Consider the following 17,231-nt stretch of genomic DNA (forward strand, 5'->3'; position numbering starts at 1 on the left):
GCGTTTGTACGGTTCACGGGGTCGAACCGTACGGCCCAGAGAGGAAAAACGGGCCATTTCGGCCCGTTTTTGCGTTTTCGGGGGGTCTTGGGGGTGAACCGTACGGAACGTGTGCGCGAAGCTTACGGTTGATCCGTACGGTCAGTGCCTTTGGGCGACCATCGTGCAGTAAAGCGCGGTCGCGATCTGCGCGACGGTCTCTTTTTCGATCACGCCAAAGCACCCTGCCCCATAGGCAAGGGCCAGTCCGGCATAGGTCACGCGGTGGCACCAGATGGTGCAGATGAGGGTCGTCAAAATCGTCTTCAGTTGGTTCAGCATTTTCGTCACTCCACGAAAGGTTGAACCGGGCCCGGTGTCGGTTACAGTGCCGACAGGAATAGGATCGCAGAGGCGGCGATGAAAATCGGTGACTTTGGGTGGGCCTTGGGTGGACAGGCAAGACGTAAAAAGTGACATCGAGTGACATCTGACTGGGTAGACTTCGGCAAAGCGGTGCGGATGGCGCGCACGGCGAAAGGCATGACGCTGGAAATGCTGGCGTATGAGGCGTTGGGGAATCAGGACCGCAAAAGCTATGTCAGCGCGGTCGAAAAAGGCCGAAAACGTCTTTCCGCCCTCACCGTTCAGAAATTCGCAACCTTTTTGGACTTAGATGATCCCGTCGTCGCGCGGCTTGTGACCGGGGCAGCCGATGAAGACGAACCGATCACGCAAGTCGAGGTGAACGCGGATGCGATTGCAAAAGAACTGGAGGAGGTGCGCAAGACCCTGAAACTGTCAGAGGCACTGGCGGTGTCGCTGGCCTATGAATTCGCCGAAGGCAACCCGACCGACCTGACCAGCGCGTTGAACGAATTGCGCCGCGCGTTCGAGGTGGCGGCAAAACAGCCGACAACCGGCAATCTGGATGCCGATGTGAACGCGGTGCTGGAGGAAGTGCGTCGGCTGAATGCCGATGATCGGATGGAGGAGGCCAAAGAGGCGTTGCGGGAGGCGCTGGAGCGCAAGCGCGCGCAGCAGGAGCAGGTTGCGGCAGAGGTTTCGGCCCTGATCCGGTCAGGCATCGATCAGGCGGTGCTGATGCGCGATGTCGAAGAGGCGGCGCGGCTGGTGGTGGAGCAGGTCGAGGCGGAAACGCCGGATGTGGCGGAGCGGTTTGAAGCGCTCCGCGATGCGCAGGACGAATGGTATGAACGCGGGCGGGATCAGGGATTGGCGTTCGATCTGGAGGTCAGCATCGCGGTTGCGCAAATCTGTTTGGATCGCGCAACTGATACTGATGAGCGCGGATCAGCGTTAAACGACGCTGGGATTGTGCTGTGGACCCTTGGGGAGCGCGAAAGCGGGACCGCTCGGTTGGAGGAGGCGGTGGCGACCAATCGCGCGGCGTTGGAGGAACGTACGCGGGAGCGGGTGCCGCTGGACTGGGCCATGACGCAGAACAATCTGGGCAATGCGCTGCGAGCCCTAGGCGCGCGCGAAAGCGGGACGGCGCGGTTGGAGGAGGCGGTAGCGGCCTTTCGCGCGGCGTTGGAGGAACGCACGCGTGAGCGGGTGCAGTTTCTATGGGCCTTAACGACGGAGAACCTTGGGTTGGCGTATGAGGCACTCTTCGACAAGACGGGGGATCTTGCGAAGTTGGAGGAGGCGATTGCCTTGGTGCGGGCGGCGCGGGAGGTGTATGATGAGGCCTGGGCGTCGTTTTACATTGAGACCTCAGATGGGATTTTGGCACGGCTGGAGGCGAAGATTTGAGGGTTTGGGTGTTTGGGTGCGTATGTTGGGGCTGGTGGGTGCCGGGCTGAGGACTGGCCTACAGGTGTTGCGATGGGGTGGTGCGTGCGAGCACGCACCCTACGGGGGGCTTTGGAGTGGTGTGTCACCACGCAGCCTACGGGCTGGTCTCTGGCGGCGGGCTTGGGTATGACAGCCGAGGGTCTGTGAAGAGGCGGTGCGCATGTTCGAATACAAGGTGGTTCCGGCCCCGGTGAAGGGGGTCAAGGCCAAGGGGGTCAAGACGCCCGAGGCGCGGTTTGCGCTGGGGGTGGAGCAGGCGATCAACGAGTTGGCGGCGGAAGGCTGGGAGTATCAGCGCTCGGACGTGCTGCCCTCAACGGAACGCGTGGGGCTGACCGGGTCGGAGACGCATTGGCGGACATTGATGGTGTTCCGGCGGGCTGTGGCGGTGGCGGCCGCGCCCGAGGTGGCCGTGGCCCCTGCCCCGCCTACGCCGCCCGCCCGTGTGGAGCCGGTTCTGACGGCGGCACCGGCGGTGTCCTCTGCCGTCCCCGAAGGTGCGGGCGTGGCCGAGGCGGAGGGGCGCGCCGATCCCGTTTTCGAAGAAGGCAACGAGGAAACACGACCCGCGTAAGGCGCGCTGCGTGACGTTCCCAAATCGACGGGCCGGATGCCGGGCTGACGCCCGGCCTGCCGGTTACGTGTCGAGATCCATCGACAGCGCGTGGATCGCCTTGACGAGGTCAGGGCCAAGAGCGGCATGCACCATGCGGTGGCGCGCGATGCGGGACTGACCGGCGAAGGCATCGGCGCGGATCACGACGTGGAAATGGCTCTCTCCCCCCTCCTGGTAGCCGGCGTGCCCGCGATGGCGTTCGCTGTCATCGCGCACGGTCAGTTCGCGCGGGGCCAAGGCCTCGCGCAGACGTGTTTCGATCTGTTCCGTTCGGGTCATTTTTTCGCGTCCTGGGAGTTACCTCTGACGCGTTTTGGTCTAGAGTGTCGCCTCCGAGTCGAAAAGGGCAGGTTATGAGCAAATCAGATCCATTCGGTTTCGATATGTCGATCAAGTCGGCCAAGAAGAAGAATCCGCGAGGCCGACGCGGCATGTCCGGAGCGTCCGAGACCTCTACGCGCGTCTGCGATCACGAAGGCTGCGAGGAAGCGGGCAAGTTCCGCGCGCCCAAGGCGCCGGATGTGCTCGACGATTACTTCTGGTTCTGCCAGGAGCATGTGCGCGAGTACAACACGAAGTGGAACTTCTTCGACGGCAAGACCGAGGCCGAGATGAACGCGCAGGCGACGTCGGACAAGGTGTGGGAGCGCCAGACGAAGGATTGGCGCGATCCCGAGGCCAAGGCGTGGGCGCGGCTGGGGATCGAGGACCCGCATCAGGTGCTGGGCAGCAACGCCACGCGCAACCCCGGCAAAGCGGGCAGCTCGGCGGGGCACACCAAGCGGCTGCCGCCGACCGAACGGCGGGCGATCGAGATCCTCGAGGCGAAGGATTCGTGGTCCAAGGCCGAGGTGCGCAAGGCCTACAAGGCGCTGATCAAGGTGCTGCATCCGGACATGAACGGGGGCGACCGGTCGCAGGAAGAGCAGTTGCAGGAGGTGGTCTGGGCCTGGGACCAGATCAAGGACAGCCGCAACTTCAAGTGATCGGTTGGGTGCCGTTGAAAGGGCCGCCTTCGGGGCGGCCTTTTCCGTTTCTGCTGTCGGGCTGACGCCCGGCCTACGGGGCGGGATTGTAGGGCGCCTTATGCAGATGTCGGGCATTTGGATGCCGGTGTGACTGCATATTTATGAAAAATAGAAGCAGGGGACAGTGCGCCACTCCCCTGCTTCTTCTTTTTTTAAAATACGCATGTGACCCGGATCGAACCGGGCAGACCGTGTGGTCAGAGCACCTCGTCCAGTACATGCGTCAGCCGGGCCAGAGTGCCGTCGACATCGTAGAGCTTGTCGAGGCCGAAGAGACCGAGGCGGAAGGTGCTGAATTCGGGTGGCTCGTCGCATTGCAGGGGCACACCTGCGGCGATCTGCATGCCTCGGGCGGCGAAGGCGCGGCCGGACTGGATTTCGGGATCACTGGTGTAGCTGACCACGACGCCGGGTGCGCCAAAGCCCTCGGCGGCGACGGATCGGATGCCCTTGGTCTTGAGATGCGCGCGGACGGCGTTGCCGAGCGCCCATTGGGCGTCTTTCAGCCGGTCGAAGCCGTAGTCGCGGGTTTCCAGCATGGTGTCGCGGAATGCGCGCAGCCCGTCGGTGGGCATGGTGGCGTGATAGGCATGGCCGCCGTTTTCATACGCCTGCATGATCTGGTGCCATTTCTTGAGATCGACGGCAAAGCTGTTCGACGCGGTGTCCTGCATCCGGGTCACGGCGCGGTCGGACAGCATCACCAGCCCGGCGGAGGGCGTGGCGGACCAGCCCTTTTGCGGGGCCGAGATCAACACGTCGACGCCGGTCGCCTTCATATCCACCCAGGCGCAGCCCGAGGCGATGCAGTCAAGCACCATGAGCGCGCCGACCTCGTGTGCGGCGTCGGCCAGAGCGGTCACGTAGTCGTCGGGCAGGATGATCCCGGCGCTGGTTTCCACATGGGGTGCAAAGACGATGTCGGGTTTTTCCTCGCGGATGCGGGCGGTCACGTCGGCGATGGGTGCCGGCGCAAACGGTGCTGTGGGCTCGTTCCCGGTCTGGCGGGCCTTCATCACGACGGTGTCGCCGCCGAACTTGCCCGCGTCGAAGATTTGCGTCCAGCGATACGAGAACCAGCCATTGCGCAAGATGAGCGTCTTGGCCCCCTGCCCGAACTGGCGTGCCACGGCTTCCATGCCGTAGCTGCCGCCGCCGGGCACAAGCGCCACCGCATCGGCGTTGTAGACCTCTTTCAGCATCGACGAGATGTCGGTCATCACCTTCTGAAAGGTGGCGGACATGTGATTGAGCGAGCGGTCGGTGAACACGACCGAAAATTCTTCGAGACCCGTCGGGTCAACTGTATCGAGCAGCGCCATGGCAAAGCCTCCCTTTTGGTGTCAGGGGTACCTTGAGCGACACCGCTTGGCAAAGTGTTCTTGCAGGTGCGACACTGCTGCGTCGGTTTTGGGAAGGTGGCCGCGCCGTGACGCGCTCAGCCGATCGGACCGGGCAGGCGTTCTTCGCTGAGCAGCACGTTGGCGTCGATATTCCCCACGCCCGGCAGCGTCATGATCCGGCGGCGCAGCACGCGTTCGAAATCGGCGATGTCGCGGGCGACGACGCGCAGGCGGTAGTCGTAGAGGCCCAGCACGTGCTCAACCGTCTGGACCTCGGGGATGGCGGTCACGGCGCGTTCGAAGTCTTCGAGACTGACGCGGCCTTTGGTGGCGAGTTTGACGCCCAGAAACACAGTCACGGTGAAGCCCAGCGCCTGTGCGTCGAGGTCGAGCCTTTGGCCGCGGAAGACGCCTGCATCTTTCAGGCGCTTCAGCCTGCGCCACGCGGCGGGTTGGCTGAGGCCGAGTTGCCGGCCCAGAGCGCCCGCGCTGATCAGGGCATCGGCGGCCACGGCGCGGATCATCGCGCGGTCGATGTCGTCGAGGTCGATCATAGAGGAAGCGTCTCGTCGAATTTGACGCGGGCGACATGCATCAGGGCTTCGATGTCGGCGATATGTGGCAGGGTCAGGAGCTTGTCGCGGTAGACCTGTTGGTAATGCGGCATGTCGCGGGCGATGACCGAGAGACGCGCGTCGACCTGCCCAAGGAAGGTCTGCGCCTCGATCACCTCGGGCACGGTGCGGGCGGCGGCGAGGAATTCGTCAAAGGCGCGGGGTTGGGTCTTGTCCAGGGTCACGCGGAGCGAAACCTCGACCGTGTAGCCCAGCGCGGGCCAGTTGATCACGGCGCGGACGGCGCGGATGACACCGGCGGCGCGCATCCTGTCGATGCGGCGGGCGAGCGTGGTGGGCGTGACCCCTGCCCTGTCGGCCAGATCGGCACTGGGCAGATCGGGGGCCGCCTGAAACTGGCGCAAGATTCGGAGATCGGTAGCATCGAGCATGAAATCTCCGTAACACGTGCCTTAGGAGAATGAAATCCCCGCATATTTGCCGAGATGCGCGCAGTTCGCCGCCTGTCTGCACGGAAAATCCCTATTGTGCCCTTCAATCGAAACGCAGACGAGGGAAACATCATGCGCGTTTATTACGATCGCGATTGCGACATCAACCTGATCAAGGACATGAAAGTGGCCATCCTGGGCTATGGCTCTCAGGGTCACGCCCACGCGCTGAACCTGCGCGACTCTGGCGCCAAGAACGTGGTCGTCGCCCTGCGCGAAGGCTCGCCCTCGGCCAAGAAAGCCGAAGGCGAAGGTCTGCAGGTCATGGGCATCGCCGAAGCGGCGGCCTGGTGCGACCTGATCATGTTCACCATGCCCGATGAACTTCAGGCGGCAACCTACAAGCAGTATGTGCATGACAACCTGAAAGAAGGCTCGGCCATCGCGTTTGCCCACGGCCTGAACGTGCATTTCGGCCTGATCGAGCCGAAGCCGGGTGTCGACGTCATCATGATGGCGCCCAAGGGTCCGGGCCACACGGTGCGCGGCGAATACACCAAGGGCGGCGGCGTGCCCTGCCTTGTGGCGGTTCACAACGACGCATCCGGCCGCGCGCTGGAAATCGGCCTGAGCTATTGCTCGGCCATCGGTGGCGGCCGCTCGGGCATCATCGAGACCAACTTCCGCGAAGAGTGCGAAACCGACCTCTTCGGTGAGCAGGCGGTTCTCTGCGGTGGCCTCGTCGAGCTGATCCGCATGGGTTTCGAGACCCTCGTGGAAGCCGGTTACGAGCCGGAGATGGCCTATTTCGAGTGTCTGCACGAAGTGAAGCTGATCGTCGACCTGATCTACGAAGGCGGTATCGCGAACATGAACTACTCGATCTCGAACACCGCCGAGTATGGCGAATATGTGTCCGGCCCGCGCATCCTGCCCTACGACGAGACCAAGGCACGGATGAAGGCGGTTCTGACCGACATCCAGACCGGCAAGTTCGTGCGCGACTTCATGCAGGAAAACGCCGTGGGTCAGCCGTTCTTCAAGGCGACGCGCCGGATCAACGACGAGCACCAGATCGAGAAGGTCGGCGAGACCCTGCGCGGCATGATGCCGTGGATCTCCGCCGGCAAGATGGTGGACAAGGCGAAGAACTGATCCTGTCGGATCGGTTCAACGGAAAGGGCGGTCCATTGGGCCGCCCTTTTGCGTTTCGGTCGGGGTGCGGGCGCGATGCGTCGACGCATCGTGGCTTTGCGTCGACGCAAAGCGGGCCCCTACATGTCGTCCTTGAGCTGCAGCACACACCACGCCAGCAGTGCCAGAAGTACCAAGATCGGGATGATGAAAAACGCGTCCATGATGTCCTCCTGTCGGGATTTTACGTGCGGTCTCAGGCGTTGCTGATCCGGCAGATTGGATTTACAGAGCAGCCCGAATGCCCGCCGGATGCAACCGCCCTGGAGGCATTTGTCGCACTTACCTCCCGGGATGCCTCATTTCTATGCAAACACCCCCTGAGATCACCCCGGCCAGCTGGGGCATGGTGGCGACCCTTGGTCTTGTCTGGGGGGCCACGTTCATGTTCATCGAACTGGCGCTCGAGGGGATCACGCCCTTCTGGCTGGCCGCCGGGCGCATCGGCTTTGCCGCCCTGTTGGCGGTCGCCATCTGGCAAATGCGCGGCGGGCGGCTGTTTCTGACGCAGGAGACAGGCTGGACGGCGCTGGCGGTGGCGGGCCTGTTCAACTCGGCGGTGCCCTTCATGCTGCTCAGTTGGGGGCAGCAGACGGTGACTTCGGGCTTTGCGGGTGTCTCGATGGCGTCGGGGGCACTGATCATGCTGCCCTTGGCGCATGTCTTCGTGCCCGGCGAATGGATCACGCTGCGCCGCACCATCGGCATGCTGGTGGGGTTTGTCGGGGTGGCGGTGCTGCTGGGCGGGCAGGCGTTCGTCTCAAGCGGCGATCCGATGGAGCCTTACGGCCGGCTGGCCTGTTTTGGCGCGGCAACCTGCTATGCGATCAGTTCGGTGCTGATGCGCCGTCTGCCGCCGGTTGATCCTTTCGGTCTGGCGGTGCTGGCGCTGGTCTTCGGGTCGATGCTGGTCATTCCGGCGGCCCTTGTGGTCGAGGGGCCGCCGCCGCTTCCGGACACGCGGACGCTTTGGATCGTGGCGCTGCTCGGGCTGATCCCGACGGCGGGAGCCAATATGCTGCGCATTCTGGTGATCCGCAGCGCCGGGCCGGTCTTCATGTCGCTGGTCAGCTACCAGGTGCCGATGTGGTCGGTGATCCTGGGCATCGTGGTGCTGGACGAACCGTTCCGCCCCGTGCTCTTGCTGGCGATGGGGTTGATCCTGCTGGGTGTTCTGGTGAGCCAGTGGGGCGCGCTGAACCGGTTGTTCCGCCGCCGGGTCACTCCCAGCAGCTGACCAGCACGGTCATCGCTGTGGCTTTGGCCGTCAGGTCCACCGGGTCGAGCCGGGACAGACCGGGCGTGACCTGTGGCGACACGCCGGCCCGCGCCAGCACCTGTTGCACGGCCGCGCTGTTGGTGGCGAAGTTGACGTCGTCCGGCAATTGCCGCCCGCCGGCATCATGCGGAACGAGCATCCCGATCACGGCACCCCCATCGTCAAGCACCGGGCCACCGGCATCGCCTTCGAGCGTGCTGATGGCAAGCCGGGACAGGCTGTCTTCGCCGTTCAGTCCGCGCAGGTCGGACAGGCGGCCAAAGGTCATCGTGGCCGATGGCAGCACGCCGCCAAAGGGATAACCCGCAACTGCGATTTCGGATTGCAGGCGCGGCGCGCCCTCGCGAAACGCAGCCACGGCATTCGGGGCCAGCGGCTGTGTCGCACGCAGTACGGCAATGCCCAGCGACGGATCGGTCGCCATGACCTCGGCGTCGTAAGTGTTGTTGAGCGTGATACGCCCGCAATTGGCCACTGCACCGTCGGTTGTCACAACCCGTCCCTGACGGTCGACGAAAAAGCCCGAGGCCGTCAGTTTGGGTTTGCGGATCGCAAGTCCCGCCACCAGATCGACGCTCTGGCTGTCCTCGGCAATCACCGCCGGATCGAGCACGCCGCTGATGGGATCGAAGCTGGATCGCATGGCGGCCAGAATACGGGTGCGGCGTTCCTCATCGCCGGCGGGCCAGACCAGGGTGAAGCCCTTGATCGCACCATCCGAGAGGCGCGCTTCGGTGTGCGAGACGATCCGACTGTTCTGACCGGTCAGGGTAAACCGGTCTCCATTGCGCTCGCGCGGACCTTCCAGCGGCACGATGTCGAGCGTCTGCATGATCTCGTAGAGCCCGGCCAGACGGTCGCGGTCGCCCGGCTGGCTGATCAGCAGCACCCGCGCGCCCTCGACCGTTCCGGTGGGGTCGAAATGGGCGAAGGGGCTGTCATACCTGTCGAACGCCACCGCGCCGAGCGGCAGGTCAATGGCGATCCCGGCGCGCGTGTCACGCACGGGGGTTATGTCCATGCCTTCGAGCACGGCGTTGTACTGGCGGAACAGCTCTGCCCGCTGCGCGGTGGTCAGAACGCCCGTCGCCTCGAACCCGTTGTCGCTTTGCCAGGCGGCCATGGAAGAGCGTGTTCCGCGTCCGAAGGCACCGTCAATGGCGGCGTTGTAATAGCCTGCCCATTGCAGGGCGATCTGCAGCGCCTCGCGCTCTTCGCGGGTCAGCAGCGCCTCGGAGGCCCGGGCCTCGCGCGGGGTCTCGTCGGTGACCTGCGGTTCGGGAACGACTGCGATCTCGGGAGCGGTGATCGGTGGCACAGCAGCCGGGCCCGCACCAATCGGCCAGATGCGCTGGCCATAGCGTTCTGGGCCTTCGAGATAGCTGTCGCCGGGGATCAGACGCTGCGCGCGCAGACTGCGTAGAATGTCGTCGGCCTCGGTGCGTGGATAGGGCCCGAGGGCGATGCCGTACCAGCCGCGACCCAGGTCAAACCCGTTCACGTCCGGCAGAATGGCCGCATAATCCCGCAGGCGGTCTTCGGCGACGGACAGGCTGGGCTGCGCTTCGATCTGGACATAGACACTGTCCTGCGCGTGGGCGCCCTGCCCCCACAGCATCAGCACCGCGATCACCGAAAACAAAAAATTGCGCACCATTCTTTAGCCACCTGCCGGAAAAACGTCTTTCAACTCCATGCTCTAACAAGATTGCGACGCTACTGGAACGCGAAAATTTGGCAATCGCACGCAATTGACCCTCGTGCCCCATCCGCCTAATCAGTCGCGAGTGCAAACCGGGGTGACAGCGCCATGGATCAAACCATCACGAAACCGCGCAGTTTTCAGGAGATCATCCTGCGTCTGCAGAGCTATTGGGCCAGCAAGGGCTGCGCCGTGATGCAGCCCTACGACATGGAAGTCGGTGCCGGTACGTTCCATCCGGCCACCACACTGCGATCGCTCGGGTCGCGTCCCTGGGCCGCCGCCTATGTGCAGCCCTCGCGACGTCCGACCGACGGGCGCTACGGCGAGAACCCGAACCGTTTGCAGCATTACTATCAGTACCAGGTGCTGATCAAACCGTCGCCGCCCGATCTTCAGGACCTCTATCTCGGATCACTGCGGGCCATCGGGATCGACATGGCGCTGCATGACATCCGCTTTGTCGAGGACGACTGGGAAAGCCCCACTCTGGGTGCCTGGGGGCTGGGTTGGGAAGTGTGGTGCGACGGCATGGAAGTGTCGCAATTCACCTATTTTCAACAGGTCGGCGGGCATGATTGCCACCCGGTGTCGGGTGAACTGACCTACGGGCTGGAACGTCTGGCGATGTATGTGCTGGGCGTCGATCACGTGATGGACATGCCGTACAACGACCCGGATGCGCCCATCGCGCTGTCCTATGGCGACGTGTTCCGGCAGACGGAACAGGAATATTCGCGCTGGAACTTTGACGTGGCAGATACGGACGTTCTGTTGCGCCATTTCGAAGAGGCCGAGGCGGAATGCACCCGCATTCTGGATCAGGACGCGGATGATCCCAAGACAGGCAAGCGCATCATCATGGCGCATCCGGCCTATGACCAGTGCATCAAGGCGAGCCACATCTTCAACCTGCTCGATGCGCGCGGCGTGATCTCGGTCACGGAACGGCAAAGCTATATCGGCCGGGTGCGGGCGCTGGCAAAGCGCTGCGCGGATGCCTTTGTGCTGACCGAAGCCGGGGGTTTTGCCGCCTGATGGCAACTGCCAGCCGAAATACGCCTCTGCGGCGGGCCAAGTACGGTCTGTTGCAGCACCTTCCGGGAGAGCTTGGGCTGAAATACCGCCGCAAGCTGCGCAAGCTTTATGCGCCGGCGGCTGAGGCAGAATTTCGGGAGGCGTTGGCGGCGGCGCGCGGCAAGATTTGCATCGACCTTGGGGCCAATCTGGGCCAGCACACGCGAACGATGGCAGCGCAGGCGGCCAAGGTCTATGCGTTCGAGCCGGACCCCTGGACGGCGGCGGAACTGCGCACGCGGCTGGCGGATGTGCCGAATGTCGAGGTGATCGAGGCGGCGGCAGGGACCGAGGACGGGACCTTTCCGCTCTATCGCACGGCGTCGTTCGATGCCGACCCGGTGGAGCAGTCGCAGTCGTCGTCACTGATGGCGCAGAAGCGCAATATCGACACGGAAAGCGCCGTGGACGTGCGGGTGATCAACTTTCCGGCCTTTCTGGCGGCGCTGGAGGGCGAGATCGCGGTGATCAAGATGGACATCGAAGGGGCCGAGGTGCCGCTGCTCGAGGCGCTTTTTGACCATCCGGTCAAAACCCGGATCGGGCATCTTTTTGTGGAAACCCACGAGAGCCGCATCCCCGACCTTCTGGCGCGGACAGATGCGCTGCGGGCGCGGGCTGCGGCCATGACCCAACCGCGCGTCAACATGGATTGGAAATAGGCCATGACCGGAAAAATCCTGACTGTCGTCATTCTGGTCAGCGCGCTGATTGCTGGCGTGGCGATGTACTACCTGCAGGTGTACGCCTATTACGAAACGGTCACGCCGACCGGGACGGATGACGTACAGCTGACCACGCTGGATGGGCGCAAGGAAACGATCCTTTATGAGGATTTTCAAGCGATTGATGCCGAAAGCTCGCCCATCAGGTTCAGAGCGTGCTTCACTACGCAGACGCCGATATCGACGCTGACATCGACCTATGAGCAGTATATCGGCGCGGCCCCCCGCAATGCGCCGGGCTGGTTCAGCTGCTTTGACGCCGAGGCCATCGGTGACGCGATCCGCAACGGGCGCGCTCAGGTGTTCACAAGCCAGCGCAACCTTGAATTCGGGATCGACCGGGTGGTCGCCATCACCGAGGACGGGCGCGGCTATATCTGGCACGAAATCAATGATTGCGGGGACAAAGCCTATGACGGCACCCCCCTGGGCGATGATTGCCCTGAACGCGAAACTGGAGGCAATTGATGCCCGACCTTCTCATCGAGCTTTTTTCCGAGGAAATCCCGGCGCGGATGCAGGCCAAGGCTGCTGACGACCTCAAGTCGCGCGTGACCAACGGGCTGGTCGAGGCGGGTCTGACCTATGCGGGGGCTGCCGCCTATGCCACGCCGCGCCGTCTGGCGCTGCGGGTGGACGGGCTGACCGAGCGGTCGCCGGATGTGACCGAAGAGCGCAAGGGTCCGCGCACCGATGCGCCGGAGCAGGCGGTCGAGGGCTTTCTGCGGGGCGCCGGTGTCACCCGTGACGAGTTGATCGAACGGGACGAAAAGAAGGGCCGCGTGTTCTTTGCGGTGATCGAAAAGCCGGGCCGCCCGGCGGCCAAGATCGTGGCAGAGGTGCTTGAGGACACGATCCGCAATTTCCCCTGGCCCAAGTCGATGCGCTGGGGGGCCGGGTCGTTGCGCTGGGTGCGTCCCCTGCACCGCATTGTGTGCCTGCTGACGCGCGAGGACGGGTCCGAGGTGGTGCCGATGGAGGTGGACGGGATCATGTCGGGGCGGACGACCGAAGGGCACCGGTTCATGGCCCCCGACGCGTTCGATGTGACCGGGTTCGACGATTACGAAGCCAAGCTCAAGCGCGCGCATGTGGTGCTGGATGCCGCGGAGCGGGCCGAGGCGATCTGGCAGGACGCGACCAATCAGGCCTTTGCAAACGGGCTTGAGGTGGTCGAGGACAAGGGGCTTTTGGCCGAGGTGGCGGGGCTGGTGGAATGGCCGGTCGTGCTCATGGGGCAGATCGGGGAGGATTTCCTTGGCCTGCCGCCCGAGGTGCTGCAGACCTCGATGAAGGAACATCAGAAGTTCTTTTCGGTGAAGAACCCCAAGACGGGCCGGATCGAGCGGTTCATCACCGTGGCGAACCGGGAAACCGCCGATCATGGCGCGACGATCCTTGCGGGCAACCAGAAGGTGCTGTCGGCGCGTCTGTCGGATGCGAAGTTCTTTTGGGAAAATGACCTGCGGGTGGCCAAGTCCGAGGGCCTGACGGCGTGGACGGACAGCCTGTCGAACGTGACCTTCCACAACAAGCTGGGATCGCAGCGCGATCGGATCGAGCGGATCGCCGCGCTTGCGCGCGAGCTTGCGCCGATGGTGGGTGCGGATGCCGATCTGGCGGAACAGGCGGCGCGCGTGGCGAAGTCCGACCTGGCGTCCGAGATGGTGTATGAATTCCCGGAACTTCAGGGGCTTATGGGGCGCTATTACAGCGATGCTGCAGGTTTGGCACCCGAAGTGGGCGCGGCCTGTCAGGAGCATTATTCGCCGCTTGGCCCGTCGGACGATGTGCCCTCTGCGCCGGTCTCCGTTGCGGTGGCGCTGGCCGACAAGATCGACACGCTGACCGGGTTCTGGGCAATCGACGAGAAGCCCACGGGGTCGAAGGATCCGTTTGCGCTGCGCCGTGCGGCGCTGGGGGTGATCCGGTTGGTGCTGGAGAATGGTTTGAGCCTGTCGCTGGATCGATTCATCGACATGCAGCTTGTCCGGCACAAGGGCCATCTGATCGACGGGGTGAGCAACACCGATGTTGATGACCTGATCCGCGAGATTGCGGAGCATGGCGTCTTTGGCGCGGCGTATCGCACGCTGAAAGCGCAGCGTGATGGTGCGACTGATGGGCTGGACGCAATGAACGGAGCGGTTCCGGACAAGTCGGTGGATCTGCTGTCCTTCTTCCACGACCGCCTCAAGGTGTATCTGCGCGATCAGGGCGTGCGGCATGACGTGATCGACGCCTGCATCTCGATGCCCGGCAATGACGACCTGGCACTTCTGGTCAAGCGGGCCAAGGCGTTGCAGGCGGTTCTTGAGACCGAAGACGGGGAAAACCTTGTGCAGGGCTTCAAGCGGGCCAACAACATTCTGACGCAGGCCGAGGAAAAGGACGGGGTGGAATACTCGTTCGGGGGCGATCCGAAATTCGCCGAGGACCCGACCGAAACCGCGCTGTTCGATGCGCTGGCCACAGCCGAAGCCAAGATCGCCCCGGCGATGCAGGCGCAGGATTTCAGCACGGCGATGGCAGCGATGGCCGATCTGCGCGGGCCGGTGGATGCGTTTTTCGAGGCGGTGCAGGTCAATTCGGATAACGCGGTTCTGCGGCGCAACCGTCTGAACCTGCTGAGCAGCATCCGCAGCACCTGTCTGCAGGTGGCGGATCTGACGAAGATCGAGGGATGATACCTGCGCTGTAAACGCCACTTGTCAGATCAAACCGCCCACGTATGCTGCGTGCACGTTGAAGAGGTGCTGCGGTGCAGAAACCAGGTCCCGACAATCCGGATGTGACCCTGATCACACCGTCGTCGCCGATGTCCACGCCCACCCATGGCGGGCGGGCGAAATGCTTGCAGCGTCTTGTCCGGCTGGATCTGCCTGTCCCGCGCACGGTGGCGCTGTCTTTTGCGACAGTGCATCAGATCGCGTCGGGCTACCGCCCGGATGTGTCCGGAATCCTTGCGGAATTTGATCCGAACGCCCTGCTCTGCGTGCGACCGTCTTCGGAGGATCCGGATTGGGGTGGCCCCGGTGCGGTCCTGAACATCGGCATGAATGACGCGCGCTATGTCGATCTGTGCGACCAGATCGGACAGGCGGCGGCGACCGAGATTTACCTGCGCTTTGTGGTGAACTACGCCATTGACGTGGCGCGGCTGGATGCCGAGGCGTTCGACGAGATCGACGGCGAAGGCCATGAGGCGCTGACGGAGGCCCTGCAGCTTTACGAGGAAGAGGCGGAAGAGCCGTTTCCCCAGGACCCGGCAATCCAACTGGCCGAGATCCTGCGGTCGATGGCGCGGGCGTGGGAAGGCACGACGGCGCGGCTTTTGCGGCAGGCCAAAGGCGCGCCGATGGATGCGGGGCTGGGGCTTGTCGTGCAGGAGATGGCGCTTGGGCTGGGCAGCGGCGAATGCGGGTCCGGCGTGCTGCAACTGGTCAACCCGTCCACGGGGCTGCCACAGGTCACAGGCCGCTATCTAAGCCAGAGCCAGGGGCGCGAGGCGCTGGATGGCGGGGCGGCGTCGATTTTCCTTGAGAAGGACCCGCGTGGTCCGTCTCTCGAGGAACTGGCGCCCGAAGCCTTTGCCGCGTTGAAAGAGCATGCCGCCTTGATGCGGGCGCGGTTGCGCGAGGAAATGCAGATCGAGTTCACCATCGAGAACGGCAATCTGCATATCCTTGACGGCGTGCGCGTCGAGCGCAGCGCGCGGGCGGCGTTGCGGATCGTGGTGCGGCTGGCCGAAGACGGGATCATCACCAAGCAGGAAGCGGTGATGCGGATCGAGCCGCGGGCTTTGTCGGAGCTCTTGCACCGGCAGGTGGCGGCAACCGCCAAACGCGATGTGCTGGGGTCGGGCATTGCCGCAAGCCCGGGGGCGGCAACGGGCAAGATCGTGTTCTCGTCCGAGGCAGCGCAGGCGGGTGCGGCACGCGGCGAGCCCTGCGTTCTGGTGCGGCGCGAGACCAGCCCCGAGGACATTCGCGGCATGCATGTGGCGTGCGCCGTGCTGACCGAACGGGGCGGCATGACCAGCCACGCGGCGGTGATCGGGCGCGGTTTGGGCCTGCCTTGCGTGGTCGGTGCGGCAAACCTGCGGTTTCACGTCAAGCGCAAGCAGTTGGTGGCGACCGATGGCCGAGTGCTGCGCGAGGGGGACGAGATCACGGTGGACGGCACCAATGGTCAGGTGCTGGCCGGGTCGGTCGAGATGATCGAGGCGACGCTGGACGAGACATTCCGCACCTTCATGAGCTGGGCCGATGCCGAGCGCGATATTGGCGTGCGGGCCAATGCCGACACGCCAGCCGATGCCAAGACCGCGCTGCACTTCCGCGCGCAGGGGATCGGGCTGTGCCGCACCGAGCACATGTTCTTCGAGGCCGAACGCCTTACGCCGATGCGCGAGATGATCTTTGCCCAGAACCAGAAGGACCGGCAGGCCGCGCTCGAACTGGTGCTGCCGATGCAGCGGGCGGATTTTCTGGAACTGTTCCGCATCATGCAGGGCCAGCCGGTCTGTATCCGTCTGTTCGACCCGCCTCTGCATGAATTCCTGCCCACCAGTCGCGCGGGCCAGCGTGAACTGGCCGAGGCGCTGGACATTCCGGTGAGCGATGTGACCCGCCGGATCGAGAGCCTTGCGGAATACAACCCGATGCTGGGGATGCGCGGCGTGCGCCTGGGGATCTCGGTGCCCGAGATCTACGACATGCAGGCCCGCGCGATCTTTGAGGCCGCCGTCGAGGCCGCCGAGGAAGGCATCACCATCGTGCCGGAAATCATGGTGCCTCTGGTGTCGGCCAAGCGCGAGGTCGAACTGGTGCGCGCGCGGGTCGAGGCGGTGGCGGCGGCGGTGCGCACCGAGCGCAGTGCCGATTTCTCCTACCGGCTGGGGGTCATGGTCGAAACACCCCGCGCCTGCCTGCGCGCCGGCGACATTGCCGAGCACACCCATTTCCTGAGCTTCGGCACCAATGACCTCACGCAGATGACCTATGGTCTGTCGCGCGACGATGCGGGGCGGTTCATGTCGGAATATGTCCGGCAAGGGGTGTTCAGCGAGGACCCGTTCCACATCCTCGACACCGAAGGTGTGGGCGAATTGCTGCGCCTTGGCGTGGTGCGCGGACGGGCGGCCAAACCGAATGTGGTGCTGTCGATCTGCGGCGAACATGCCGCGCATACCGAATCAATTGCCTTCTGTCGGGCGGCGGGATTCGACTATGTAAGCTGCTCTCCGTTCCGGGTTCCGGTGGCACGTCTTGCCGCAGCACAGCTTGCGTTGGCTGACAAGATCGGGTAGATTCAAGCGAAGTTTGGCCTAGATTTTGCCTTATTCGCCGCGCGGGCATCGGACATGCAGTACATGCATGGCCGAAAAACTTGTTTAATCTGCAATATTTCTGTAACAGCCCTGCGATTGCGCGGTGCTGCCACATTTTTGTGCATCAGG

The 17,231-nt window shown here is 63.8% G+C and carries 16 protein-coding genes; 10 read left to right on the forward strand and 6 right to left on the reverse strand.

What is annotated here, in order from left to right:
* Window positions 1–141 precede the first annotated feature (141 nt).
* Complete coding sequence (locus MRY75_RS20105) at window positions 142–321, reverse strand: hypothetical protein (RefSeq protein ID WP_292309759.1); 180 nt, start codon at window positions 319–321, stop codon at window positions 142–144.
* Window positions 322–462: 141 nt separating this feature from the next.
* Between MRY75_RS20105 and MRY75_RS20110 the strand changes: the two genes are divergently transcribed.
* Window positions 463–1,758: a helix-turn-helix transcriptional regulator gene (locus MRY75_RS20110; RefSeq protein ID WP_292309760.1), complete on the forward strand. Its 1,296-nt coding sequence runs from the start codon at window positions 463–465 to the stop codon at window positions 1,756–1,758.
* Window positions 1,759–1,954: 196 nt separating this feature from the next.
* A complete protein-coding gene (locus MRY75_RS20115) occupies window positions 1,955–2,374 on the forward strand; it encodes a DUF4177 domain-containing protein (RefSeq protein ID WP_292309761.1) in 420 nt (139 codons plus the stop codon).
* A gap of 63 nt (window positions 2,375–2,437) precedes the next feature.
* On the opposite strand, the gene MRY75_RS20120 is transcribed toward MRY75_RS20115, so the two are convergent.
* A complete protein-coding gene (locus tag MRY75_RS20120; RefSeq protein ID WP_292309762.1) occupies window positions 2,438–2,695 on the reverse strand; it encodes a BolA family transcriptional regulator in 258 nt (85 codons plus the stop codon).
* Between the two features lie 74 nt (window positions 2,696–2,769).
* On the opposite strand from MRY75_RS20120, the gene MRY75_RS20125 reads away from it, so the two are divergent.
* Window positions 2,770–3,402, forward strand: coding sequence for a J domain-containing protein (locus tag MRY75_RS20125; protein WP_292309763.1), 633 nt, complete (start codon window positions 2,770–2,772; stop codon window positions 3,400–3,402).
* Between the two features lie 239 nt (window positions 3,403–3,641).
* Here MRY75_RS20125 and MRY75_RS20130 read toward each other — a convergent pair whose 3' ends face one another.
* From MRY75_RS20130 to MRY75_RS20140, 3 genes are all read right to left on the reverse strand, one after another.
* A complete protein-coding gene (locus tag MRY75_RS20130) occupies window positions 3,642–4,766 on the reverse strand; it encodes an aminotransferase class V-fold PLP-dependent enzyme (protein ID WP_292309764.1) in 1,125 nt (374 codons plus the stop codon).
* Between the two features lie 116 nt (window positions 4,767–4,882).
* On the reverse strand, window positions 4,883–5,341 hold the full coding sequence (locus MRY75_RS20135) for an Lrp/AsnC family transcriptional regulator (RefSeq protein ID WP_292309765.1): 459 nt from the start codon (window positions 5,339–5,341) through the stop codon (window positions 4,883–4,885).
* Window positions 5,338–5,793, reverse strand: coding sequence for an Lrp/AsnC family transcriptional regulator (locus MRY75_RS20140; protein WP_292309766.1), 456 nt, complete (start codon window positions 5,791–5,793; stop codon window positions 5,338–5,340). Before MRY75_RS20140 ends, MRY75_RS20135 begins: the two co-directional genes overlap by 4 nt.
* Window positions 5,794–5,925: 132 nt before the next feature.
* Here MRY75_RS20140 and ilvC point away from each other — a divergent pair, with 132 nt between their 5' ends.
* Entirely contained in the window at window positions 5,926–6,948 is a 1,023-nt protein-coding gene (gene ilvC, locus MRY75_RS20145) for a ketol-acid reductoisomerase (protein ID WP_292309767.1), read from the forward strand.
* A 346-nt stretch (window positions 6,949–7,294) separates the two neighbouring features.
* The gene (locus MRY75_RS20150; RefSeq protein ID WP_292309768.1) at window positions 7,295–8,224 is read left to right on the forward strand and encodes a DMT family transporter; all 930 of its coding nucleotides are present in this window, start codon (window positions 7,295–7,297) and stop codon (window positions 8,222–8,224) included.
* On the opposite strand, the gene MRY75_RS20155 is transcribed toward MRY75_RS20150, so the two are convergent.
* Entirely contained in the window at window positions 8,208–9,923 is a 1,716-nt protein-coding gene (locus tag MRY75_RS20155) for a serine protease (RefSeq protein ID WP_292309769.1), read from the reverse strand. The genes MRY75_RS20150 and MRY75_RS20155 overlap by 17 nt on opposite strands.
* Before the next feature lie 153 nt (window positions 9,924–10,076).
* Here MRY75_RS20155 and MRY75_RS20160 point away from each other — a divergent pair, with 153 nt between their 5' ends.
* From MRY75_RS20160 to MRY75_RS20180, 5 genes are all read left to right on the forward strand, one after another.
* Entirely contained in the window at window positions 10,077–11,006 is a 930-nt protein-coding gene (locus tag MRY75_RS20160; protein ID WP_292309770.1) for a glycine--tRNA ligase subunit alpha, read from the forward strand.
* Window positions 11,006–11,707, forward strand: a complete 702-nt coding sequence (locus MRY75_RS20165; protein ID WP_292309771.1) for an FkbM family methyltransferase — start codon at window positions 11,006–11,008, stop codon at window positions 11,705–11,707. Before MRY75_RS20160 ends, MRY75_RS20165 begins: the two co-directional genes overlap by 1 nt.
* A gap of 3 nt (window positions 11,708–11,710) precedes the next feature.
* On the forward strand, window positions 11,711–12,238 hold the full coding sequence (locus MRY75_RS20170) for a DUF6446 family protein (RefSeq protein ID WP_292309772.1): 528 nt from the start codon (window positions 11,711–11,713) through the stop codon (window positions 12,236–12,238).
* Entirely contained in the window at window positions 12,238–14,457 is a 2,220-nt protein-coding gene (gene glyS / locus MRY75_RS20175; protein WP_292309773.1) for a glycine--tRNA ligase subunit beta, read from the forward strand. Before MRY75_RS20170 ends, glyS begins: the two co-directional genes overlap by 1 nt.
* Window positions 14,458–14,588: 131 nt before the next feature.
* On the forward strand, window positions 14,589–17,081 hold the full coding sequence (locus MRY75_RS20180) for a putative PEP-binding protein (protein WP_292309793.1): 2,493 nt from the start codon (window positions 14,589–14,591) through the stop codon (window positions 17,079–17,081).
* The last annotated feature ends 150 nt before the right edge of the window (window positions 17,082–17,231 follow it).

It is taken from the genome of Marivita sp., assembly GCF_022763305.1.
Taxonomy (GTDB): Bacteria; Pseudomonadota; Alphaproteobacteria; order Rhodobacterales; family Rhodobacteraceae; genus Marivita.